This is a genomic window from Streptomyces sp. NPDC000229 (assembly GCF_040300825.1).
Classification (GTDB): Bacteria; Actinomycetota; Actinomycetes; order Streptomycetales; family Streptomycetaceae; genus Streptomyces.
This window is the reverse complement of sequence record NZ_JBEPEL010000029.1, coordinates 1-23917: the sequence shown is the minus strand read 5'-3', so window position 1 is coordinate 23917 and position 23917 is coordinate 1. Positions and strand designations below refer to the sequence as shown.

Below are 23917 nucleotides of genomic sequence, written 5' to 3'. Positions count from 1 at the left end.
TCTCCTCCTCGTGCTCGCTCGTACGCGGAATCAGTGGGCCGGGCCTGCCGGGGCGGCGGTGGCCCTGTGCGCCGCCGCCAGCGCCTCCAGCCGCGGCACGAGGTCGTTGGGCGTCGGCAGGGCGAGGAACTGGTCGCGCAGTGCGGTGGCCGCCTCCCGGTACCGGGCCTCGTTCAGGACGCGCAGCAGGCTCTCGCGCACCTTCGCCCCGGTGGCGCGGTCGGCACGGATCGCCAGGACACTGCCCTGCGCCTCGGCGCGCCGGGCGAGTTCCGGCTCGTCGAAGTCCCACGGGACGGCGACTTGCGGGACGGGGTTGAGCGCCGTGGTCAGGAAGGTGCCGGGCCCTGCGTGGTTGATGACGGCGGTGCAGGTCGGCAGCAGGACGTGCAGGGGTACGTAGGAGACGACGCGCACGTTGTCGGGTATCCGGCGCAGCTTGTGCTGTTCGGACTCGGCGATGGTGGCGACCACTTCGATGTCGAGGTCCGCGAGCGAGTCGAGGATGTCGGAGAAGTCCGCGACGTAGCCGGCGAAGCTGTTCGTCGCGGCGATGCCGAGGGTCAGTGCCACCCGGGGCCTGGTGGGCTCGTCCCACAGCCACCTCGGCACCGAGACGGGCCCGCCGTAGGGCACGTACCGCATGGGCACGTACCGGTGGCCGGCGGCGGTCATGCGCAGCGAGGTGGGGAACTGGTCGATGCTGAAGTGCCCGGTGGTCATGTCCTCGGTGAACTCGCCGCCGTACTTGCGGGCGTAGCCACCCAGCCACTCGGCCAGCGGGTCCGCCTGCTTGTCGGCGGGCTGCCGCGCCTTGAGGGTGAGGAACCGCTCGCGGGTCAGTCCGAGGACGTCGATGCTCCACAGGAGCCGGGCGTGGGCCGCGCCGCTGGCCTTGGCGGCGATGGCGCCCGCGTAGGTGAGGGGCTCCCAGATGATCAGGTCCGGCCGCCAGTGCCGGGCGAAGGCGACCAGGTCCGCGGTCATGGGGAAGTTGTCGGTCTTGTGCCACTGGGCGACGACCTGTTCGTACCCCGCCCGCAACGTGTCCCAGTCCAGGTCCTCCAAGGCGGTCGCAGCCGCGTGGTACGGGGCGGGGAGTCCCTTGCGCTCCGCCTCCGTGCGCTCGGGGTGGAGCTGTGCCAGCCGCCGGCTCGCGCGCTCGTTGCCCACGGGCACGGCGGTGAGACCGGCCTGGGTGATCGTGTCGGCGAACGAGGGCTGGGAGGCCACCCGGACCTCGTGGCCCGAGGTGCGCAGGGCCCAGGCCAGCGGCACCATCTGCTGGAAGAGGCTCTTCTCGGGTGTGGTGGTGAACAGAACGCGCATGCTGCCGTGCTCCTCCTGCGTCGTACGTCGTCTCTCGCGCACCGCTGCGTCCTACGCCGTGGCCGGCGCGGTCGCCCTCCGGCGGGCGACCGCCGCGGCGAGGCTGTCCAGTCCTTCGGCCAGCCCGACCCGGGGGCGCCAGCCGGTGACGTCCTGGAACGCGGACGATCCCAGGACGAAGTCGAGCTGGTCGGTCGGCATGGCGAACTCCGCCGGGGTGGTGTCCTCGACCGGCACCGGCGGCTTCCCGGTGTGACGGGCGACGGTGTCGGCGATCATGGAGAACAGCCGTGCCACGCTCACCGGTTCGCCGGAGCCCACCTCCCAGTGGTGGCCGCAGACCACGTCGAACCGCTCCACGGCGGCGAGGAAGGCAGCCGCCGCGTCGTCGGCCCCGAGCAGGTCGCGCTGGGCACGGCCGCCGTGCCACAGGGTCAGTGGCTCCCCGGCGAACGCGCGCCGGGTCATGCTCGCCACGACCCCCCGGTCCAGGTCGGTGTTGTCGTACCCCTGGCTGTAGAGGGTCGACAGGCGCAGCGTGGTGCCGCGGACGACGCCTTCGGCGGTGGCGGCCTCGATCGCCCGCTCGGCGGCGAGCTTCTGCCGGTCGTACGCGGTCGGGGGCTGGTCGGCCGCGGTGCCTCCGGCCCGCGCGGCGGGCAGCCGGGCGGCCTGTGAGACCGAGCCCGCGAAGAGCACGAGGGGCCGCGGCGCGGTGCGGCCGGCGCGGGCGGCGTCCAGGACGTCGTGCACCAGGCCGAGGTTGACGCGTTCGGCGAGGGTGTCGCCGGTCGCCACCCGCCAGGTTCCCGGGCCCGCGGTGTGGGCGACGAGGTGGATGACGACGTCGGAGCCGGCGACGGCTTCCGCGACGGCGCCGGGCTCCGTCAGGTCGACCGTCCGGTGCTCGATCTCGGCGGCGGTGGAGCGCCCCGGTACGGTCACGGGGCGGCGGCCCACGAGCCGCAGGCGCCCGGGCCGGCCGGCGAGCCGCCGGCTGACGGCCGTTCCCAGCAGACCCGACGCGCCGAGCACGGTGATCAGTTTGTCCGTTCCGTGACCAGGCACGGGTTCTCCTTCACTGCGGTGGCTGTGGGTGGGGCGGTGCCGGCTGTCCGGGGAACCACGGGGAGCCGGCGGGGTGTCGGGCAGCGGGCCGCTACGGCCGGTCGGGGTCTTCGCGCCAGCTCAGGCCGGGGCCGAGCACGACGTCCAGGTCGGCGTCGACGTACCGTTCCCATTCGCTGCGGGTGATCTCGAAGCTGTGCAGGTCGTAGTGGCGCCCGCGGAAGTAGAGGTGGTCGCGGAGCACGCCCTTGGCATCGTTCTGCTTCGGGTTCACACCGACCGAGTCGAAGGTCGCCTCGGTGGTCTGGGCCAGCAGCTTGTCGATGGGGAACATCGCGAACGCGTAGTTGATCGTCAGGTAGATGCACTCGGCGCCGACCCCGAGCCGCGCGCGGGCCGGGTCCAGGTAGGCGCCCGACCTCAGGTGCCCGGCGGGATCGAGCCCGTGCAGGGTGCTGAAGCCGATCACGTCGCCGCTGTCGCGCTGGGCGACGAGGAAGGCGGCGTTGGCACCGAGCGAGGCCCGGGCGCCCGCCGCCGGGCTGACGCTCTCGATCCCGGTCCGCAGCAGGGTGCGGGTGAACTCTGATCGGTCGTCGGCGGACGCGGGGCGGAACTCCAGCCGCCGCGACCGGGTGTGCGGAAAGAGCACGGTGGTCCCCCTCGGTCCCTCGGTCCGGTTCGGTGCCCGTCAGGCCCGGCGCGCATCCGCGCCTTCGGGCCGTACGGCGTCCCAGCGCATCTCGCCGGTGGCCACGGGCAGTTGGTCGAGCTGTCGCACGTCCTCCTCGGTGAGGCGAAGTGCGGTCGCGGCGACGTTCTCCTCCAGCCAGTGCATACGGCGGGTACCCGGGATGGGCACCACCTCCGGGCCCTGGGCGAGCACCCAGGCGATGGCCACCTGCGACGGCGTGGCGCCCTCGTGCCGGGAGCACACCTCGCGCAGGCCCGCCAGGATGGCCTCGTTGGCGCGCATGGCCTCCGCCCGGAACCGGGGGTCACGCGTGCGCGAGTCCCCCGCGTAGAGGCTGTCGTGCGAAACCTTGCCGGACAGGTAGCCGCGGCCGATCGGGGCGAAGGCGAGGAAGCCGACCCCGTTCTCCCGGCACCATGGAAGGATTTCCCGCTTGTTCTGCGGGGCCCATACGGACAGTTCGTACTGGACCGTGGTGAGCGGGAATATCCGGTGCATCGTGTCGAGTTCGTCCCGGGTGGCGTGCGAGATGCCGAGCGCCCGGACCTTGCCCTCGGTGACCAGCTCGCCCAGCGTGCCCCAGGTCTCGGCGAGCGGGACCTCCGGGTCGATGCGGTGCAGTTGGTAGAGATCGATCGCCTCACCGCCCAGCCGGCGCAGTGACCTCTCGCAGGCCGCCCGGAGGTGCTCGGGCCTGCCGTTGCGGCTGAACGTTCCGTCCGGCCGGGCGACCAGCCCGCATTTGGTGGCGATGCGCACCTCGTCGCGGTACGGCGCCAGGGTCCGGCCGAGCAGTTCCTCGTTGGTGAACGGCCCGTACACGTCGGCCGTGTCGAACAGGGATATTCCTAGTTCAACGGCCCGGTGGAGAACCCTGGCGGATTCCTCGTCATCCCGGCTGTCCGGTCCATAGCCATGGGACATCGAACTGCAACCGAGGCCGAGCGCGCTGACGGAAAATCCGTCGGCCAGTTTGGTTTCCCACATTTACTTGAACTCCCAGAGGTCCTCTCCGACGACTCGGGGCTTGCCCGGATGAATCACCGACGGCCCCTCGCCGAGTGGCACATGAAGAAGTTTGCGCGTGCTGAGTGATGGAAAAATGATGACCTATTCCAGCGGTTCCCGGGCAGCTGTCGGCCGGCTTTTCTGGCCGCCATTCCGGGCCGCCGGCCGAACCGGGGGCGGACCCGCGCTCAGGCCTTGGCCACGAACTCGTCCGTGAGTTCGGGAGCCGTTTCGGAAAGGAACGCGAGGAACTGGTCCGTCCCCATGTCGGGAGCACAGTAGAACCGCTCGCCCACCGCGGTCGACACTCCCATGGTCACCAGCCCCAGCCGCCGCTGGAGCAGCGACTGACGCATCTTCACACCGATGACGGCGTCCTTGCGCAGGGCGGTGGTCTGGCGCCGTGAGACGCCGCACCGCAGCACGAGATAGCGGCCCACCAGGGCGTGCCCCAGAGCCTTGTAGGCCGGCAGTGCGAGCAGGGCCGCCACCGGCGTGAGCCAGAGCGGCACGGTCCACGCGCGGCCGGGGACGACGTCCGTCGCCCCGAGCCAGTACAGCAGTCCCGCCAGCGGGACGACCGTCCAGAAGGCCCACACGAGCCGTCGGACGAGGGCGGCACGCGGATGTCTTCGCAGGGGCGCCTCCAGGGGTCGTTCGGGGCCGGGCAGCACCATGGCGGCGGCCCGGCGGGCCTCACGGATCGGGGCGCGCGGCAGGATGCTGGCCGCGGGTTCGCCGCTGAGGGAGAAGGTGGCGAGGCCGGTCGACAGGACCGTGGTCTCGGTGAGGCCCATCCACCGCCAGAAGAGCGGTTCGCTGGTGTGGATCCCGCGCAGGCGGCGGTCGTCACGGTGCACTTCACGGGTGGAGAACATGCCGTGCCGGGTGAGCAGCGCCGTGCCGTCGTCCTTGTGCACCCGCACCAGCTGGAACAGCCAGTTGTCCTTGAGGAACCCGGTGACGAGGACGAAGTGGCCGAGCACCGTGACCACCAGGCCCCAGTACACCCAGGCGGGGACCGCGCGGGCCTCACGGCCGTCGATGAGGTCACCGAGCCGGCCGATGAGGTCGAACCCCGCGATGGCGGTCATCGAGTCGAGGCTCCACAGCATGAGGCCGCCGACGAGCACACCCCAGATGTTGATGGCGTTGTAGAAGATCCAGTACCAGCGGAACTCCGCGATGGGCGTCTCGCGGGCCTTCTGCTTCTCCGCCTCCTCGGCCTCGGACTCCCGGCCGTACATCAGCTCGCGCTGGAGTGTCAGCGCCATCTGTTTGGATACGGCGTCGAGTTTGATGGCGGGCCGGGTCCTGCCGGAGCTGATGAAGACCACCCGCAGTCCCGCGAGCCGGTGCCGCAGCCGTGACTTGACGTCGACGGTGCGGATCCGGTCCCGGGGAACCTGGCGGTAGACCCGCACGATGCGGCCCGTGCGGATCTCGACCAGGTCCTCGGTGATCCGGTACCGGGTGCGTATCCAGCGCACGACGTCGCCGACGCTGATGGAGAGGCCGATCGCGGTCGCGACCATGGCCGGCCAGTTCTGCATGGGATCGTCGCCGGTGCCGAAGACGAGGAAGGACAGGCCGGTCGGGACCAGGGAGAGCACCAGCCGCCCGAGGTTGACCCAGATCAGCCGGGGGTGCAGTCGCTCCCACGGCTGATCCGAACCGTCCGCCGTGCCTTCGCCCCCGGCCGCCTCCAGCGGCACGGAGTCCGCGTCCGTGTGCGCGTCCGCGTCCAGGTCCACGTCGGTCACGTCGCGTCCCCCGGTACGGCCTGGGTGATCTCCGTCAGTTCGGCCGCTTCACGCGCCACCGTCTCGGCGTCCAGGCCGCCGATCTTGATCTGCCCCTCCGGTGACGCCGTGATCACCCGCAGGGTGCCCAGACCGAGCAGCTGCTGGACCGGCCCGCGCACCATGTCGACGCTCTGGATGCGGGAGATGGGGATGATCCGCCACTCCCGCACCAGCCAGCCCTTGAGCTCGTACACGGCGTGCCCGGTGCACTCCCAGCGGTGCACGCGGTAGCGCCAGCTCGGCATGACGGCGCCAGTCACCAGGTGGGCAACCGCCACGACGACCAGCACGGGGCCCACCCAGGTCCGGCCGGCCTCCCACAGCCAGTACGTGAGGGCCAGGGCGCCGAGTGTGGTCACCGCGGAGATCAGCACCCGAAGCGTCCACCACAGGACGGCCCGCCGTTCGACCCGGTTCCGCGGTGGCCTCAGCTGCGCCTCGGACGTCCGGGAGGCAAGTGCCAGTGGTGGCGGTTTCGTTCCCGTGCTGCCGCTGTCCGGCATCTGTTCCTCCCGTACCCGGTGTTCCCGTGGCTGGCGAAGGCGCTTACGAGACCTCGTCGAGCACCTTCGTGATCCACGTCAGGAGCTCCACGTTCGCGTGCTTGGCCGCCTCCTGCCAACGCTCGCGCTGGTGGTCGTCCGGGCTCATCTTCAGCCGGGCCGGGACCCTGGCGCCCGCCACGATCCCCTTCCGCGCCCGGATCTGCCGCCGCAGCTCGTTGCGGGACCATCCGTGCTCGAGCGCCCGCGCCAGCCATCCGCTCCGGTCCTCCACCGCAAGGCCGGCCACTTCGGCGTGGTGCTGGAAACTGAGTCCGGCGACCCGCTGGGCCGGATCGAACCGCCGGGCGACCCAGGCGTAATTGCGCAACGTCTGGTAGTCCAGCGAGGTCTGTTCGATGGCCCGCTTGTAACGGTCGGGATATTCCGCCTGCCCGTACAACAGCCAGTCCCCCAGCCACCATGCCGACGAGTTGGAAATCGCCTGGATGTGCCGGCCCAGGTTGTGCCATGCGCCGATGGGTATTCCACGGGGAATGGAGAGGGACGTTTTCCTCTTCACCGCCTCGCCGTACGCGCCCGGCGCCACGGGTCTTCCCCGCCCGCTGACCGCGGACGCGACGAGCCTATCTGGTTGGGTGAGTTCGGGCATTGATGACCGCCTTACTTTGCACTGCCCCTACGCCTCCGACCCTCACACACCAATCTTGATGCGAGTTGGACGCGATCAAAACGAGCAGGCCAGCGGAGCGGGGCGCGGCCCGGGCCACGGGCGCTGTCCCGCTGGCGGGACAGGCCCGGTCACAGGCCCCGCCCCGGCCCCTCGGCCCTGCCTCCCGGCACCGTGCCACGCGCCTTGACACCGGGCAGTCGCTCCCCCTCGCGCGATGGCCCGCCCGGTACCGGAGTCCATGCGTCCACCGACGCAACCCGCCCTGGCCCGCGGCCGTTTCCCGCCGTGCGGGGACGCGCGTGCGGGGACACGCGTGCGGGGACGCGCATGACGGGTCACGCCTGTGGGGACGCGTCCGGGGCCACACAGGCCGGGTCACGCCTCGGAGCCACGCGTACGAGGACACGGCTGCGGGAGACGCGCGCCGGGTCGCGCGTGCCGGTCGCGCGTGCCGGTCGCGCGTGCGAGGACACGGGCTGCGGGAGACGCATGCCGGGTCACGCGTGCGAGGACACCTGCCGGGTCGCGCGTGCGAGGACACGGCTGCGGGACACGCGTGCCGGTCGCGCGTACGAGGACGTGTGCGGGGACGCGTGCGGCCCCCTCGTCGTCCGTATGACGGCAAGGGGGCCGGGTCCACCGGGTTCCGCGGATCAGGCCGTGCCCGGACCTCCTGCGACCTGCTTGCCGGGCTCCTCCGCGGGAGCCTCGCGCAGGGCGGCGGCGTCCGGGGAGCGCGTGAGCCACCAGGTGAGGACTCCGCTCACCAGGACCACGGCGGAGACCACGAGCCAGCCCCAGGACCTGAACGTCATGACGAGCGCGGGAAGGATCGCGGGCCCGATCACGCGTTCCGCCGTGGTGCCCAGATTGAACGTGGAGAGGTACTGCGCCCGGTCCCGCTCGGGCGCGAGGTCCATGGAGATCTGCCACGAGGAGGCCGCCTGCCACATCTCGGCGACGGTCAGCGCGAGTACGCCGATGAGCAGGACGGCGACGGCGGCGGCCGCGACCAGCCCCGGATAGTCGTAGTCGCTCACCAGCCCCCACACCACGACGAAGTAGGCGGGCGCCGCGGTGCGGTGCGGTGCCGGGAACTGGAGGAGGTGGCGCGTGGCGCCTCGGCAGCGATGCTCGTCTTCCACCGGGAGCGGTTTCACGGAGCTGTCTGCGACCGTGCCGGCTGCTGACGTGGCAGCTCAGGCGGGGGCCGGCAACTCTCGTGGAATGTCTTTCAGAAGTGCCGGTTCATCGCCTCCCGCATGGCCGAAGTGCAGCTCATGACGTGCTCGCGTGGTGGACAACACGTAAGGTGCGGTCCGTCACTCGCCCCGTCAAGCCTTCCCCACCTCCGGACGTCGTCAAGGCGGTTCGGCAAGCCCTCCTCGACGCTGCCCGCCGCAAGGTCTGCGCCGGCCGGCACACACTCGCCTCCGCCGCGGGCACCCAGCCAGGAACACTTTCCCGTTGCGGCCAGAGCCGCTGTCCTGGTCTCCGTGGACAAGCGCCCCCCCGGTGCCTGGGGCGTTGCCACGAACCACGTGAACCGCGACCACCCCTCGGCCCCGACCGCGAGGGCGGGACGGCTCACCTCCCTGAAGTCCGTGTCCGCCCACACTGGTCCGACCGGGCCGTGAGTCAGCCGAGAGCTCGGGAGAGCGGAGGCCGGCTGCCGTCGGAGGTGACGGACGGCCCTCCGATGTCAGCGATCCGGCCGTCCGTCACACCCTGGCCGAAACCGCTGCCGGAGAACCGGATACGACGGGCCTTCCCAAGCTTCGGGTACGTGGCGGTCAACCGGGCCTCCACCACCTGGGTCCGGTCGGCCAGCACCAGCTCGACGCTGCGTCCGTCGCGCTGTTCGGCGGGTTCTACTCGCGCGTGCTCCGCCTCCGTACGCATGGCGTCCTGCGCGGCCTGAACGCGCCGGGTGACCTCGCGCATGAACCCGTACATCCACGACCGCTTGTACGCGCGCGCGTCCTCGGTGTCGGGACGGTGGAGCCTGTCGGCACGGGCCGCCCCGTCGAGCATCTGGAGGCGGAGGCTCGCGAACAGCAGCTCCGCGGCCTGGACGTCCGCCTCGAAGCCGAACAGGTGGACCCGGTAGCCCCGCCGGCGCGAGTGGAGGTGGACGACGGAGCAGCGCATCGCGTGGGCGATCCACCCCAGCAGCGTGCTGGTCTCCTTGGCGTACGGCGGTCGCAGCGGCACGACCCGGTCCACGGGCAGCGCCGGTTCGCTGTGGCCCTCCAGCATCGCCTGTTCGATGCCGTACTTCGCCATCAGCTCGGTCGCCTTGCCGAGGTAGGTGCGGGCCTCCTCCTCGGTGGCGGCCGGGTCTTCGGCCTTGGTGAGCAGGGCCCTGACCTTCTTGAGCAGGTCCGGGGGAAGGCCCTGCCCGGCGGGCCCGGCGGGCGTGCCGTCCGCGGGAGTGTCCTGGTCGGCGAGGTCGTCGTCCTCGCCGGTCTCCTCGCCCAGGACGGCCTCCGCCAAGTAGGCCGGGTCACCGATCAGGGCGTCGAGGGTACCGAGGGCCTGGCGGCGCCAGTGTGCGGCGTCCTCCGGGCGGAGCCGGGCGCGGACGGTCCTCAGGAGCGTGAACCCGCCGTCCGGGGCGGCTTCGAGGAAGTCGAGCCGGGCGTGTCCCAGGGAGCCGAGCACGAGGAGGGCGCCCAGATCGAAGGCTCGGTCGGGTGCGTACTCGACGCGGATTCCTGGCTCGGGATACCACTCGTCGTGCTGGGTGGTCGGTCGGCCGAAGAGGTCAACCGGCGGCCCGGGGGCGTCTTCGAGGCCGGTGCTCACCTGGATGACGGAGGCCGTCGGCTTCCCGGAGTAGGCCAGTGCCGCCGCCCGCTCCTGAGGGGACGCCACGACGTGGTACCACACGGGCGTGGAGCCCCGCATGCCGTGCCAGGTGCGTACGCCTCGAAGCCGGTTCTGGGCGGCCTCGGAGAGCACGGTGGCGTTCAACGACCCGTCGCGGAAGTCCTCCGGGCCCTGCTCCGGCAGGCAGTCCAGGAAGGCGTCCAGATACGCGTCGGCATTACGGTCCGCCGCCCTGCCGCTCTCCCGCCACAGGCGGCGCTCCGCAGGCGAGAGGGCGTCGACGGTGGGTTGCAGCACCACCGACATGTACTTCTTGATCACCGGGGACAGCTCGGCGAGGAAGCCGCGGATCGCCTCGGAGCCGATGGCGTGCTGGGCCGTTCGCCAGACCTCCAGGCGGTCCGCGTACGCCTGCTGCTCGGCGAGCCAGACGAGGTGTCCGGCGTCGCGAAGGTATCCACTGCGCAGGAGTACGGAATCGGCGACGGCTTCGGTGGTCCCGGGGTCGGTGAGTACGGCGTGGGCCAGCAGCCGCACGGGGTCGGGCTCCCTTGTGAAGAAGGCGTCGAGGGTGACCAGTTCCCGTCCGAAGCGGGTCGGGGCGAGCTCCGGGGCGGATGCCGGCGACGTGGGTTGCGTACCGTTCCAGCGGGCGGCCCAGTGCTCCGCGGCCCGGGCGCCCTGCGCCTCGGTGATCTGCCGGTACCAGCGCTCCGACAGCAGGTCGGCCCAGTCCCGGGCACGCCAGGAGCGCACTCCGACGGCCTCACTCAGGGTGAGAGAAGAGCGCAGGAACATGATCTGCTCGGTCAGGTCGACCCCGGTGGCCTCGGGAAGCAGGCGCTCCAGCAGGTGGGCGGTCTCCTCGACCGGGCGGGCGTCCGCGTCGTCCGCGGCGACCCGTACCACTACGGTCGCCACCAAGGTGGGAAAGTCACCGATGGAACGCGGCAGCGCTTCGTACAGCGCCGGGCAGGTGTCGCGAAGGACAGCCGCCAGTTCGGAGACCTCGCGCTCCAGCCACGCTTTACGCCTCGACGCGAACGCGTTCGCCGTCGGCATGTGCTCGGTCGCGGTAGTCATGTACTTCTCCCCCCGGCTCACGCGCCCCATGCGCATCACAGCTGCCCACTTCACAGATATCAGGAAGTGGATCAGCAGTGGACGAGAACGCGTCAGGTCGGCAGGGAGCACCGGCATTGTCCGTGCCGCCGCCTACGCTTCGGCTGAGTGATCCGTCCGACGGAGGAGTGAGGCCATGACGGGGGACGACCGACCCGAGTTCTTGCTACGCCTTCCCGGGGGGCCCGTCAAGCACCGCCCTCGAGGCGTACTGCTCGACGGGAACGGGACGAACGGCAGCCGGAAGTTCCTCGTGCGTGCTGGTTCAGCGGCGCGCGATCACGTGATGCCATCGTTGCACAAGCACTTCCGAGGGCCTTTCCGGCGACGGGAGGAGCTGAAGGAGCAGGGTGTACTCGTGCCTTCCTCCCGCTGGCACGGATGGCTGGAGCTCACTGAGGACGTGGAGTGCAGCTCGCCCTCGTTCGCGGCCGTCCTGCTCGCCGGTGCTCCACGCAACGGCTGGGTGGAGTGGCGTACGGAGGACGGGACGCCGCTCGGAGACTTCATGACCGGGGTGGGGTCGGGCCCGAACCGCACATGGCTGGTGCGGGGTTCGAACGTGGCCGGACTCGATCTCGTGCGGCGGCTGTGGCTGCCGGAGGGTCTGGTGACGCTCGCCGCGTCCCGGTTGCGGCAGGGGCTGGTCGAAGGAACCAGCAAGGAGGATCTGCGGACGGTGGTGCGGGAGGACTACGAGTCCACGGCGACGTACAGCCAGAAGCAGGACCTGGTGGAGGCGCTGCACGCGTTCCTGTCCCGGATGAAGCCGGGCGACACGGTGTGCACCATCTCGGACGGACGTTTCCACGTCGGTGAGATCACCGGCCCGGCCGTGCAGACCGATTCGGAGGCCGGCCGGTCGAATCTGCGCCGCCCGGTGACCTGGCAGGACGATGGCCACCCGTACGAGGATCTGCCCGAGGAGCTTCAGCAGAAGCTGTCGATCCAGCACGACGTCGTGGACCTGTCGGCCGTGCAGGCGCTTATCGACGGCCTGGGGCTGACGGACGAGGAGCTGGCCGTCGAGGCCGAGTCCATAGAGCGCGACCCGAGCGAGGAGATCCCCGCGATCGCCGCGCGGCGGGAGCTGGAGCTTCCCGAGCCGACGGACGAGCTCGCCTCCGAGCTGCTCGTCCATGACACGGCTTGGTTGCGCGAGGTGCGCGACCTGCTGTGGGACGACCGACAGCTGGTGCTGTACGGCCCTCCTGGTACAGGGAAGACGTATCTGGCGCTGAAGCTCGCGGAGTTCCTCGGGGGCGGTCCGGAGCAGGTGAAGCTGGTGCAGTTCCATCCTTCATACGCCTACGAGGACTTCTTCGAGGGGTTCAGACCGCAAGAGGATCCGGAGACCCGGGAGGTCGCCTTCCGGCTCACGGCGGGACCGCTGCGGGAGCTCGCCGACCTGGCGTCACGGGAGGGAAACCGGCACATCCCGCACTTCATGATCATTGACGAGATCAACCGGGCCAACCTGGCCAAGGTGTTCGGCGAGCTGTACTTCCTGCTGGAGTACAGGAACAAGTCGGTCCGGCTGACGTACTCGGGTGACGATTTCGCGTTGCCGCCGAACCTCTTCGTCATCGGCACGATGAACACCGCCGACCGTTCGATCGCTCTCGTGGACGCGGCGATGCGGCGCCGGTTCGCCTTCGTGGAGCTGTCGCCGCGCACCGAGCCGACCCAGGGGCTGCTGCGCCGCTGGCTCGCCTCCCGGGGCATGGACGGGGAGCCGGCGGAGCTGCTGGACGCGCTGAACAGCCGGATCGACGACGCCGACTTCAGGATCGGCCCCTCGTATCTGATGAAGCGGGGCGTCTACCGGGACGGTGGCCTGGAGCGGACGTGGCGGACGAAGATCCTGCCGCTGTTGGAAGAGCATCACTACGGGGAGGACGTCGACGTCGAGAAGCGGTACGGGCTCGCCGCGCTGCGCGCTTCCCTGCCCGCCGGCCCCACACGCACGTCGGCGCCGTCGGTAGCGGCCGACGGGGAGAGCCCGTGGTTCGCGGCGCCGGTGCTCGGGGAAGGCCCTACGGCCCCGTGACGGCTGTCCACCTCGTCGAGCATGCCCGGCCGGTCAGTCGTCCGCTCCCGGACGCCGCCGGCCGGGCGCTCGCCCGCGCCCGGATCGTGGATGCCTCCCCCGACCCGTACACACCGGGGCACTGGCTGCTGCGGGCGGGGAGCAAGGTCGGGGCAGTGACGGTCGACGTGCCGGGGGACAGCGTGCCCGTCACCGTCCGCATCACTCCCAAGGTGCCCGTTGCCCGGTTGTTCTTCCTGCTCGGCTACAGCCTTGACCCGCGCGGCGCGTGGAGGGGCGGTGACGTGGATGTGGCCGAGCACCGCGAGCTGCTGCCCGCGCTCGCCCACGCCGTGGAGCGGCAGATCGACCGGGCGCTCCGCCAAGGGCTGCTGCAGGGATATCGCACGACCGAGGAGACCGCCCTCGTCGTGCGGGGGCGGATCCGGGAAGGCGATCAGATACGGCGGCACTTCGGGGCGACCGTACCGGTGGAGGTGACCCACGACGAGTTCACGGCCGACATCGCGGAGAACCGCATCCTGCGCGCCGCCGTGGAGCGGCTGCTGCGATTGCCAGGCGTCCCGCGAGAGGTACGCCGACGCCTGCTCCACCAGCGCGCCCGGCTGGCCGGCGTCACGCCCCTGGTACGGGGGCAGACTGTGCCCGACTGGCGGCCCACCCGCCTCAACTCCCGCTACCACCAGGCCCTGCGTCTCGCTCGCGCCGTTCTGGACGGGGCGTCCGCCGAGCACGCACCGGGAGGGCTGCGTGTCAACGGGTTCCTCTTCGACATGAACAGGCTCTTCGAGGATTTCGTGACGGTGGCGCTGCGGGAAGCCCTGCGTGGCACGGGAGTCACCGGCCGGTTCCAGGACCCCCACCACCTCGACGAGGCCGCCGCGATCCGCATGAGGCCGGACCTCGTCCTCTACGGACGGGACCACGCCCCCGTCGCGGTCGCAGACGCCAAGTACAAGGCGGAGAGGCAGGACGGTTACCCGGGCGCGGACCTGTACCAGATGCTCGCCTATTGCACGGCGTTGAGACTGTCTGAGGGCCACTTGATCTACGCGAAAGGGAACGCCGCGCACACGGCTCACCGCGTACGGCACGCCGGCATCGTCATTCACCAGCACGCGCTGGACCTGGACCAGCAGCCGGAGGGGCTCCTCTCCGACATCACCGCGGTGTGCCGCCAGATGCGCGGCGCCCCGCTCGTGTGATCGGTGGCGGATCATCAGTCCAGGGTGCGAAGTTCCCGTCGTGCCGCAGCTCGCGTTCGCCAACAGCTTCTGGGAGAGCTAGGACGTGCCAGGCGTGTGCAAGGCGATGGAGAAGTTCCAGCGGCTCACGGTCGCCGAACTGCACACCGACAAAGGACTGCACCTGGAGTCCGTGGACAAGGCACCCGACCCCCCGTATGAGGACCATCCGCATCAACGACTTCTGGCGGGGAGTCGCCCTTGCACCCGACGACGGCAGCGATGTGTTCCTCCTCGACAACGCCGTGCCGCACGACGACGCCTACACCTGGACCGCGCAGCGGCTGTACACGACGAACAAGGCGACCCGTGCCCTGGAGGTGCGCAACGTCGTCGCGATCGAGCAGCTGACTCCCGCGCTGGAAAAGGCCACGGCCACCGCTCCGTCCCTGTTGTTCGCCACGTACTCCGACACGAAAGCCCGGCCGAGGCCATCGCCAACACCACGAGCCGTATCACCCTGGTCACCGGGCCCCAGGAGCTCACCGACATCCTGGAGAAGCCGTTCGCCGCCTGGCGGGTATTCCTGCACCCGTCGCAGCGCCGGGTGGCCTACCGCCCCTCGTACAGCGGCCCCGTCCAGGTGACCGGAGGCCGCGGGAACGGTGCCTGCTGTTCGTCGCGTGCACCCGGGCCCGGGAGGCGCTGCACGTCTCCTGGACCGGGGTGCCAAGCACGTTCGTGCCTCAGTCGCCGGCCGGTTGAGTCCTGGTCTCTACGGATCTGTCGACTGAAGGGGCAAGCGCCCCAGTGCTCGAGCAGGTTACGTCCGAGCGCATCGTGCGGGCCTACAGCACTTTGCCGGCGAGCTGCCGGCAGGAATGCGGGCGCCCCGGATGTCGAGCCTGTACGTACCGCTGGCGCTGGTGGAGCGGCGAACGTTCGCCGTGCTGCGCAGACAGCCGCGCAGATAGTCGGTGTCGAGCTGGTCCGTCCCGGGCGAGCTGCGTCGCGGTATGCATCCGCTCCTCGAACTCCTGAAGCGCCCTGAACGCCCGCCCGTAGCCACGCTGTGCCTCGATGTCCAGCTGGATCCCGAGCGTCCTGTTGATCGACCAACCTGTCGATCATCCCCTCAACCACCATGGTGGAGGGCTCCCCTTGAGCCAGTTCGTCCGCGAGCCGGACGGCATCGGAGGGAAGATCGGGCGTCGGCCCCCTGTCCGGCCAAGTGGCGCGCGACGTCCGTCCCGCCTACGACCATGTCTTCCGCGTAAGCCGCGCGAAGTGCTTGCCAAAGCCTGACTTCGCCGGAGACCTCGAATCCCTTCTTCTGCTTCTCCAGCCACTCCCTGACCTCGGCAAGGTCGTAGAGGGGGCTGTTCACGCCGCCACCCGCCGTCTTCGGGAAGTCGCCTCAACACCTTCGCCAGTTGGAGACCGCCGCTCGCGTCACGCCGGCGAGGCGGGCGATCTCGGACCCGGATACGAGCGGTTCTGGCCGTGCAGCGCCTGCGTCAGACATAGCGGGAGCGTGCACGAATCGGTCACTGCATCACCGTTTCGATAGGTTGACGTCGCCAACAGAGCACAGTGTTACTCCTGCGACAAGTGGTGGCGCATCTCTTGTGTCAACCGATCCGATGCGTCCATGAGTTCCAGGAGCTCCCGAGTCAGCGCGCGAATACGTACGTCGGTCGACCCGCCGGGTCGCGTCCCGTCGGCTTCCGTCTGGCCGACGTACCGGGCCGGCGTGAGAACGTGCTGGTTCTGACGGATCTCCTCAAGCTGTACCGAACGACAGAAGCCCGGCACATCCCGGTAGCACCCGCCTCGGCGACCCGCGCCGCGCCAGGCATGGTAGGTGTCTGCGATCTCGGACAGCTCCTCGTCTGTCAGCACCCGGTGTGCCCGCCCGGTCATCACACCCATGCCCTGCGCATCGATGAACAACGTCTGGCCTCGGCGATCCTCAGGAAGCCCCGCCCCCTGAGGTGACTTCCCCCTGGACAAGAACCAGACGCAGGCCGGAATCGCCGTGGACGGAAACAGGTGGGCAGGAAGCGCCACGATGCAGGCGATCAGGTCGTCCTCCACGATCCCCTTGCGGATCTCTCCTTCACCCATCTGCCTCGTCGAGAGAGAGCCGTTCGCCAGGACGACACCAGCGCTTCCTCCGACGTCCAGCTTGTCGACGACGTGCTGGAGCCAAGCGAAGTTCGCATTGTTCCGCGGTGGAGGACCGTACGGCCATCGACGCTCCCGGCCCGGGCGCGTCCAGTCGGTGATGTTGAAGGGAGGGTTCGCCACCACGACGTCCGCCTTGAACGTCGGCCACAGATCATCCGCCAGCGTGTCGCCACACCCCAGGTTCGCATCCAGCCCCTGCATGTGCAGGTTCATTCGCGCCAGCCGCCAGCTCTGAGCGTTGATCTCCTGGCCATAGCACGCGATCTTCGAGACGTCCACGCCTCGCTCCACAGCGAACCTGGTCGCTTGCACGAGCATGCTGCCGGAGCCGCAGCACGGGTCGTACACGCGCCCCTGACGTGGCTGCAGCACCTCGACAAGGAGGCGAGAGACGCTCCTTGGTGTGTGAAAAGCGCTGCCCTTCTTTCCTTCGAGGCGAGCCAGGCCCTCAAGGAGCTCCCCAGCCACCGTGCCATCGATGGCGTCGTCGAAGAGTGCGAAGAGCGCGGTGATGCTCGGACGTTCCATGTCTCTGATGAGGGCCCTGGCGGGCGGAAACAAGTCAGCAAAATCGCGGCCACTGCGCTCGATGGCCCTGAACGCCTCGTCGAGCGCCGACACCGGATCGTCGTCGGGGTCCTGAACGCGCTGGAAGAGAGTCTTCCATCGGGCCACTTCCGGGACCCATCGCAGTCCTTCAGCGGCGCAGTGGAAATTCGTGTCGTCCAGACCTTCCACTTCAGTATGTCGTCGCCCCTGTTCGAACTCGGTGGACAATAGCCGAACGTAGAGCAGGGTCAGGACGGTGCTCTTGTAATGTGCCGTGTCCATGGAGCCACGAAGAATGCCGGCAGCCTTCCACAGCAGGTCGGAGGCCGACGTCGGCTGCTTGCTCCGCGCAGGGACTTTCCTCACCTCCCACCCCCGAGGTGCCCGGTCATCTCGGACCCGACCAGATCCTGGAGGGCGCTGTTCTCACTGAGAGCCGCGCGGAGCCGGGCGTGGAGCGGGGCTGCGATACGGGCGAACCGCTCTCGTACCTCATCAGCCGGCCAGGTCACAGCAAACTTCGCGAATGCCTTCCGGCTCATCGCACGCGCCTGTTCTCCTTGCGCCGTGGCGACGAGCTCCCCGCTTCGGGCGCGAAACTCGTGCAGGAGCCACATCCGGTCGGCCGCGGTCTCGGTGCGGATCGCCAGCATGCCACGGCCGGGCACGACGGGAATCGCGGCCACAACCGTCCTTACTTCCCCGGGCCGCGGCGCGATCAGCAGCGTCCCGATGTCGCAAGCCGTGTCGAGAGGCGCCCATGTGATCTCGGCTGTCCGGTCCAGATAGGCCGTTCGACTGTTGAGCACCTCCTTCGGTGACGCCCATGCGATCGGCGCAGCACCTTCGACCACACCGGTCCGGCGAGCTCCCCCGATCACCCGGCCCACATCAGCGACTGGCGCTCGCGATCGGCAGGCTTGGCTGTACTCCTCAAGGACACGACTGAAATATGCGTCCGCGAGTTCGGCGGCGCGGTCGGCGATCCGTGCGTTCACAACCATTTTCCGTTCCGCGAATTCCATCGTCTGCAAAAGCCTCGTGCGGAGGTGGCGCGGCGGCAGCGACATGGGCAACTGCTTGAGGTCGGCGAGGGAAAGGGTCGCGTGCTCGGCTCCCACGGAACGTGCCCAGAGGGCTTCTCGGGCTTGAGGCCTGCGCAACCACCAGCGGATCCAGGTACCGATGCCCTCGACGATACCTGCCGAGGTGAGTCGAATGACGGCGACGGAGCGAGCAACGTTCCAGCCCTCGTGGTGTGGGCCAGCGACTGCCGTGTCACCAATTCTTCCCACCAGCACGACAAGGAGGTCTCCCGTCCGTAGCGACGTCCGTCGATTTCGTCGGTCCACGGCCTCGGAGATCCGCACAACGCCGTGGTCGTGCACGGCTCCCCCGGTGATGTCACCGGCACGGATCATGGGCACGCCGGTCGGATCTTCCATACCGGGGCGCACGACACCGTAGGACACCGACTCGACGCCCGGCAGTTGCGCCAGTTCCCGTTCAATCCATCCAGTCGCGTCGAGATCTCGGACTTCGTCTGTCCTTTTCACACCCCAGCCCTCTCCCAGGCCTCCGCTTCCGCCTCCAGTGCGTTTCGAAGCCACTGGTCGATCCGCTGGGTCTCTTCGAATCGCTCGTACACCACGTCCTTCGGGTGGCCTAGCCGTCCCTCGGGTACGGATTTTTCGCTACTCGCGGTAGACGACAGGACGTAAGCGCCCGGGTCGAGATCGTATCCATGCCGGGCGACCTCTTCTTGACTCGTCGAACGGCTCCAGCCCCTTTCCTCGGTCACGCTGTCGCCCTGCGCGTAAGAAAGGCCCCGCCAGTCCGCGAAGACGCGACAGATCCGGTCAATGTCCTCGTCCGCAAACCGGCGCCCCCCTTGGTCTGTGTGACTGGGCATTCGCCGCGCGTCCACGAAGAGGACCTCACCCACCCTGGAAGTCTCACCCCAGTGGGCGTTTGCGCTCTTGTCCTTGCTGAGCAGCCACAGCGTCGTGCCTGTGCGGGTGTGAGGGAAGAGACGCGCGGGAAGGGCCACCACCCCTGCCAGCAGGTCACGTTCCACCAGACGGCGACGAATGTGCAGCTCCGCTGTGTTGGGCCTTCTCGTCGCACTCTCCGGCAGCAAGATGATCGCGCGCCCCTGGGGGGAGAGCTGGTGGAGAGCATGCTGCACCCAGGCGAAGTTCGCGTTCCCTTTCGGAGGAAGCCCGAGGACCCATCGTGGATCCCGGCTCGCTTCCTCGTACCCCCAGTCCTTTGTATTGAGGGGCGGGTTGGCACAAACAACGTCGACGGACAGGTTGCCCGGCCCGGAACTCAGGCTGTCGACCGCCCTGTCACCCAGGTCGTTGCACAGCCCGTTGAGTGTCAGGTTCATCACCGCGGCGCGGCGGGCCTCGGGACGTACGTCTCTGCCGTGCAACACCAGCGCGCCGACCCCGCCGCCGTGACGTCGCGCCCACTGGTCTGCGGCGATCAGCAGCCTTCCACTCCCGCACACGGGGTCCAGAACACGTTCTCCTGGCCTGGGTGCGACGACGCCGGCCATGAGTCGAGCCAACGGGCGCGGCGTGTAGTAGTCCCCACCCGTCCCGTAACGGGACGAGTACCGGTCGAGGCAGGCGTCGAACAGGTGCACCGGCCTGTTCAGTTTGTCCACTTCCCGAACAAGGGCGGCGAGTGCGCGGTCACCCTCGCCGTAGAGCCTGCGAACGTAGGACATCCCCGTCGTCCCCATGTCGAGGTCGAAAGGCCGATCGAGTCCCAGACGTGTCCAAGTGCGACTCAATGCCGGTTCGGCGGGCCCCAAGCAGCGCGCGAGGCCGGCACCGTCCGGTGCGGGCCACAGCCGCAGGAAGATCACCTGAAGGGCCAGCTGGTAGGCGAGCTCCGGCGACGCTACAGCGCAGAGGGTGTCCAGCGCACGCCATACGCTGCGGAAGACGGGCGACCTTTCGAGCACTGGGGCCGTCATGACGGCTTCAACCAGGTGACGGCCGAGATACCCAGACCCATGGCGCCCGCGAACGCCACTCCGCCGTACTTGATCGCTCCCATCAGCTGCCCCCCGTCAGCGAACTGGATGATGCCGGCCAGCATGCCGACGATCACGGCTCCCTGGACGACCAACACGAAGAGCAGTGTCCTGTACTGCACGCTGAGGCTCCCTCGATCTCGCCTGCCCGCTACGGCTCCTGACAGATCGAAGGTATCCACGTAGGCCGCCACGTGTGGAGCAGCATGCAATTTTGCTATTTGCCACCACCCCGCTACCAGCGGGAGCCCCCCTCGCGTCCGTCGCCCCCCAGCCTCACGTCCGCCAGTCGCGCTCTCGGCCCCGTGGCGAAGCGGTCGCGCGGTGGCCTTGCGCGGTCGTGGACCCGACCCTCGAATCACGACCTGGTCGTCATGTCTCGCCGTTGCGGGACACATGTTCTAAAGACAGAAGCGCACCACACCGCACCACATGTCCGACCTCCTCGAGGCCCGCGTCCGCGGCAGGCCGCGAGCGGGAATGACTCGCTGAACCGGTCTCCAGCCCGTTGCGTACGATCGCCTGCCACTTACCGACTTCAACTTGCGCAAGTACGCGGTACTACTCCATGTGATACGGGGAGTTCGGGGACGATCAGTAGGCCGAGGGTGACATCGTGAGCAGCCCATCAGGAGATCGGGTGGCCCCGGTCGCCTGCCTATGGGTCGAACGCGTGAGGAACACGGGAAAACCCCGCCAGGAATTGCCTGGCGGGGTTTCCCCTCATCGATCTGTCGAGGTCACTGTTCGTGCAACGCGGCTCGCACGGAGGCGATCAGATCACCGGCCGACACCTCGACCCAGGCGGCCCCGGGCACCCCGGCGCGCATGACCTCGTAACGCTCGCCGTCCAGCTCATGCACCAGAACCTGACGGCTCGTTGTGTCCAACGGATCCACACGCAGGCGGACGGCGCCGTGCGTAACGATGGGGAACATATTCCGCAGTACCTCATCCGCATGGAGGCGACGCAGAAGGTTCCATTGACCCCGGTAGAAATCGGACGACAGGAGGTCGGACCACTGCAGAGAGGTAGGCTCTCCCGCTTCGAGCGCCCTGGCGAGTTCTTCGAGATCCATGAACTCGAATCTCTCCTCCAGCTCCTCGAACGGCATGCCTTCCCGCCAAGCGGCGACCGCCTCCACGAGCAAACCGAGATCGTCCGTCGCGCCGATCTCCCAGGTGAACCCGGGAATGTGGACACCCACCCGGAACAGGCGCTCGTCGGTCGCAGGATCGACCGACACGAAGCCTCTTGCCGTCTCGATCCTGACGACATCGGTGTCCCAGGGCGACAGCCCGATGTCGCATCCGCGCAGCGTCGCTGCCTCTTTCATGGCTGGTCCCAGGCCACCCGAAGCGGTCATGTCCGGGTAGAGGTCCTTCCGATGAGTCTCCATGTCCGCCTCCTCAGCAGTGGCAGTATCCGATGACCGAGCCTTTCACGGGCGGAAGCTCCCCCTTCAGTACCGATAGATCCGGCATATCTGTCGGGGGATCCAGCCGCATGGCTCCATCCGGACCCGACGGGGAGTAGAACTTGATCGAATCCCACGTGCGTTGACCATTGGCGAGAGCTCTCGCAATCATGGACATCTCGTAGTCCGTGGCAGCAGCTCCGGCCTCACCGCCCCTCAGGCCACGCTGCGCAGCCGCCATGAAGCCTCCGAGTTCGTTCAGCCCCGTCATGTTGATGTGCAGCTTCACGGTGGGGTCGGCGATGGCCATTTCCGCTATCCGGGCGAAGTCCCTCGGGGATGCGTTGGAGAAGGTGGTGAACTTGTTCTCGGGCCTCGCGGCCCACTCGTCGAGTTTCCCCTTGTTCTGCCACCCCAACGCTACCTTGCAGTTGTGCACAAGGAGCGGAGTGGAGCCCGCCAGCACGAAGAACGTGTGCAGGTCGTCGACCGTGAGGTCGTAGACCGTGCTCGGAGCCAGGCCCGCACGGTCGTGGAGGGCGGTCACCGCGCGGACGGAGCCGTCCGGGGTGCGTAGGGAGTCGCCGACGCGCAGGTCGGAGACCAGCGTCCAACCGCGGTTCACCACAAAGAATTTGTGGCCGGCGGTGCTGGCCAGCCTCCCTCCGCCGGCCACGGTGATGTCCACCAACCGCTCGGTGTCGTGCTTGAAGGTGTCGGTGACCTGCCGGGCACGCAACTGGCCGGAAGCCGGATCCGTGGCCATGACCAGGTCGCCCGTCCCCACCTGGCTGATGGGCCGGCGCGAGCCGTCCGCCATCAGTACCCGGGTGGTGCCGGGGAAGCTGTTCACCTTGCAGGCGGTGTAGAGCTCCTCGTGGGCGTTGATGATGCCGTTGAGCTTGGCGAGAGTCCCGGGGTCGAGGTCGAGGGCCTTGAGGGCATGGAACGCGTCCCGAACCCCGACGCCGGTCTTCATGGCGGCGTCCAGAGCCTGGATCCCCTCGAAGACCTTACCGAGCGCCTTGCCGGGGATGAAGTTGCTCGCGGCCCAGGCACAACCGCTGGCGCTGCCATGCCAGCAGTCGACGAAGTCCTGGACCAGAACTGCCTTGATGACCTTGTAGGTGAGGGTCTGCTGGATGAGTTCCAGCTTGGAGAAGTACCGGGTGACGTCCTTCTTCAGACCTGGGATGCGCTTGCTCTCGATGAGCAGGGTGTCCTGGGACGGGCAACCGCCGGCGGCGGCCGTTGTGTCGGGGTTGGTGCAGAGGAAGAAGTCGACCACCGCGCTGAAGGTGACAGTGAACGTGGTGGTGCAGCCTTCGAAACCGACCGTGATCACGCAGGGGTCGTGCTGCTTGGTGTCGGTGATTTCGATGCTGTCCTCGTCGACGACGTACCACGTGCCGCCGACCCCGGTGCCCGCGCCGATGGAGACCTGCTTGTTGGCGGCGTTGCGTGCCGCTTCCTCGGCTGCCTTCTGTGCCTCCTGCGCGTACCTCAGCGCGTCCTTCGCCGCTTGCTCCGCCTCGGTGGCGGCGGCGTCGGCGCGGTTGGCGGCGGCCCGCGCCTCCTTGGCGGACTGCTCGGCCGCAGCTGCGGCGTCACGGGCCGCCTGGGCGTCGAGCGCGGCCTGGTCGGCGGAGGAGCGGGCCTCCTTGGCGTAGCCCTCGGCACGTCCGGCCGCCTGGTCGGCGGCTGCCGCGTCCGCGGTGGCCTGGCGGCCGTACTCGGTCGCGCGGGCCAGCGACGCCGATGCCAGGGAGGCGGCCTTGGCGGCGTCTGCCGCGTAGCCCAGGGCCTCCTTGGAGTAGGTGCGTGCGTTGGCGGCGTGGGCGGCGGCGTTGGCCGCATACTGGTACGCGGCCTTCACATCGCCCTGCGCCTGCTCGGCGATGTTCTTGGCCGCGGCTGCTTCCGCCTGCGCGTTCTTGGCGTGGGCGTCGGCGACGGCCTTCTGCTGCTCGGCGATCGACTTCGAGGCCTGCCCGGTCAGCACGACCAGGCCGGCGGCCGAGTCGGTGGTGACGAAAGGAGAGCCGAGCTGGATCGCGTCGTTGGCGGGCTTGGCGACCTGGGCGGCGGAGTTGCCCGCGACGACCGCGGCCTGCGCGGTGACGTGGGCGAAGCCCGCGGCCTTCGCCGAGGCGGCCAGGGCCTTGGCCGCCTCCTTGCTCGCCTCGTCCGCGTGGGCCTTGGCGGTCTTGGCCAGCTTCTCCGCCTCGTCCGCCAGCTTGACAGCCATCCTGGCCTCCGCAGAGGCGTGCTCGGACGCCTTGATGGCGTCGGCGGCGGCGCTGGTCGCGGTCGCGACGGCCGCGTCGGCCCTCAGCTTGGCGGCCTGGGCGGCGTCGGCGTGGGAGCGGGCCCGCTTGGCTGCCGCCTCGGCGCGGGTGGCCGCGGCGTCCGCCTCGGCGGCCGCCTGGGTGGCGGCGTCGGC

At 69.3% G+C, this 23917-nt stretch carries 17 protein-coding genes; 2 read left to right on the top strand and 15 right to left on the bottom strand.

Features of this window, described 5'->3' with window-relative positions; genetic code table 11:
- Positions 1-30 precede the first annotated feature (30 nt).
- From ABT360_RS16720 to ABT360_RS16680, 9 genes are all read right to left on the bottom strand, one after another.
- Positions 31-1329, bottom strand: a complete 1299-nt coding sequence (locus ABT360_RS16720) for an activator-dependent family glycosyltransferase (protein ID WP_351816087.1) — start codon at positions 1327-1329, stop codon at positions 31-33.
- Positions 1330-1380: 51 nt separating this feature from the next.
- Positions 1381-2397 (bottom strand): NAD-dependent epimerase/dehydratase family protein, encoded by a 1017-nt coding sequence (locus ABT360_RS16715; protein ID WP_351816084.1) that lies wholly within the window; start codon positions 2395-2397, stop codon positions 1381-1383.
- Between the two features lie 91 nt (positions 2398-2488).
- Positions 2489-3049, bottom strand: a complete 561-nt coding sequence (locus ABT360_RS16710; RefSeq protein WP_351816081.1) for a GNAT family N-acetyltransferase — start codon at positions 3047-3049, stop codon at positions 2489-2491.
- 39 nt (positions 3050-3088) lie between these two features.
- Positions 3089-4078 (bottom strand): aldo/keto reductase, encoded by a 990-nt coding sequence (locus ABT360_RS16705; protein WP_351816078.1) that lies wholly within the window; start codon positions 4076-4078, stop codon positions 3089-3091.
- 209 nt (positions 4079-4287) lie between these two features.
- Positions 4288-5862: a PH domain-containing protein gene (locus ABT360_RS16700; RefSeq protein WP_351816075.1), complete on the bottom strand. Its 1575-nt coding sequence runs from the start codon at positions 5860-5862 to the stop codon at positions 4288-4290.
- Positions 5859-6278, bottom strand: a complete 420-nt coding sequence (locus ABT360_RS16695; protein WP_351816072.1) for a PH domain-containing protein — start codon at positions 6276-6278, stop codon at positions 5859-5861. Before ABT360_RS16695 ends, ABT360_RS16700 begins: the two co-directional genes overlap by 4 nt.
- Positions 6279-6450: 172 nt before the next feature.
- Positions 6451-7059, bottom strand: a complete 609-nt coding sequence (locus ABT360_RS16690) for an LmbU family transcriptional regulator (RefSeq protein ID WP_351816069.1) — start codon at positions 7057-7059, stop codon at positions 6451-6453.
- Positions 7060-7733: 674 nt separating this feature from the next.
- A complete protein-coding gene (locus tag ABT360_RS16685) occupies positions 7734-8225 on the bottom strand; it encodes a hypothetical protein (protein WP_351816066.1) in 492 nt (163 codons plus the stop codon).
- Between the two features lie 493 nt (positions 8226-8718).
- Positions 8719-10995: a DUF2786 domain-containing protein gene (locus tag ABT360_RS16680; protein WP_351816063.1), complete on the bottom strand. Its 2277-nt coding sequence runs from the start codon at positions 10993-10995 to the stop codon at positions 8719-8721.
- 175 nt (positions 10996-11170) lie between these two features.
- Here ABT360_RS16680 and ABT360_RS16675 point away from each other — a divergent pair, with 175 nt between their 5' ends.
- Together ABT360_RS16675 and ABT360_RS16670 are read left to right on the top strand one after the other, a co-directional pair.
- Positions 11171-13084, top strand: a complete 1914-nt coding sequence (locus tag ABT360_RS16675) for a DUF4357 domain-containing protein (protein WP_351816060.1) — start codon at positions 11171-11173, stop codon at positions 13082-13084.
- A complete protein-coding gene (locus tag ABT360_RS16670; protein ID WP_351816057.1) occupies positions 13081-14289 on the top strand; it encodes an McrC family protein in 1209 nt (402 codons plus the stop codon). Before ABT360_RS16675 ends, ABT360_RS16670 begins: the two co-directional genes overlap by 4 nt.
- 1575 nt (positions 14290-15864) lie before the next feature.
- On the opposite strand, the gene ABT360_RS16660 is transcribed toward ABT360_RS16670, so the two are convergent.
- The 6 genes from ABT360_RS16660 to ABT360_RS16635 all read right to left on the bottom strand — a co-directional run.
- Entirely contained in the window at positions 15865-17373 is a 1509-nt protein-coding gene (locus tag ABT360_RS16660) for a type I restriction-modification system subunit M (RefSeq protein WP_351816054.1), read from the bottom strand.
- On the bottom strand, positions 17370-18563 hold the full coding sequence (locus ABT360_RS16655) for a hypothetical protein (protein ID WP_351816051.1): 1194 nt from the start codon (positions 18561-18563) through the stop codon (positions 17370-17372). The genes ABT360_RS16660 and ABT360_RS16655 overlap by 4 nt, the downstream gene beginning before the upstream one ends.
- Complete coding sequence (locus ABT360_RS16650) at positions 18560-19984, bottom strand: N-6 DNA methylase (RefSeq protein ID WP_351816048.1); 1425 nt, start codon at positions 19982-19984, stop codon at positions 18560-18562. The genes ABT360_RS16655 and ABT360_RS16650 overlap by 4 nt, the downstream gene beginning before the upstream one ends.
- 8 nt (positions 19985-19992) lie before the next feature.
- Positions 19993-20178, bottom strand: a complete 186-nt coding sequence (locus ABT360_RS16645) for a hypothetical protein (RefSeq protein ID WP_351816045.1) — start codon at positions 20176-20178, stop codon at positions 19993-19995.
- Between the two features lie 618 nt (positions 20179-20796).
- Complete coding sequence (locus ABT360_RS16640; protein WP_351816042.1) at positions 20797-21456, bottom strand: hypothetical protein; 660 nt, start codon at positions 21454-21456, stop codon at positions 20797-20799.
- A gap of 10 nt (positions 21457-21466) precedes the next feature.
- A partial coding sequence (locus ABT360_RS16635; protein WP_351816039.1) for a Hint domain-containing protein occupies positions 21467-23917 on the bottom strand: 2451 nt, incomplete at its 5' end.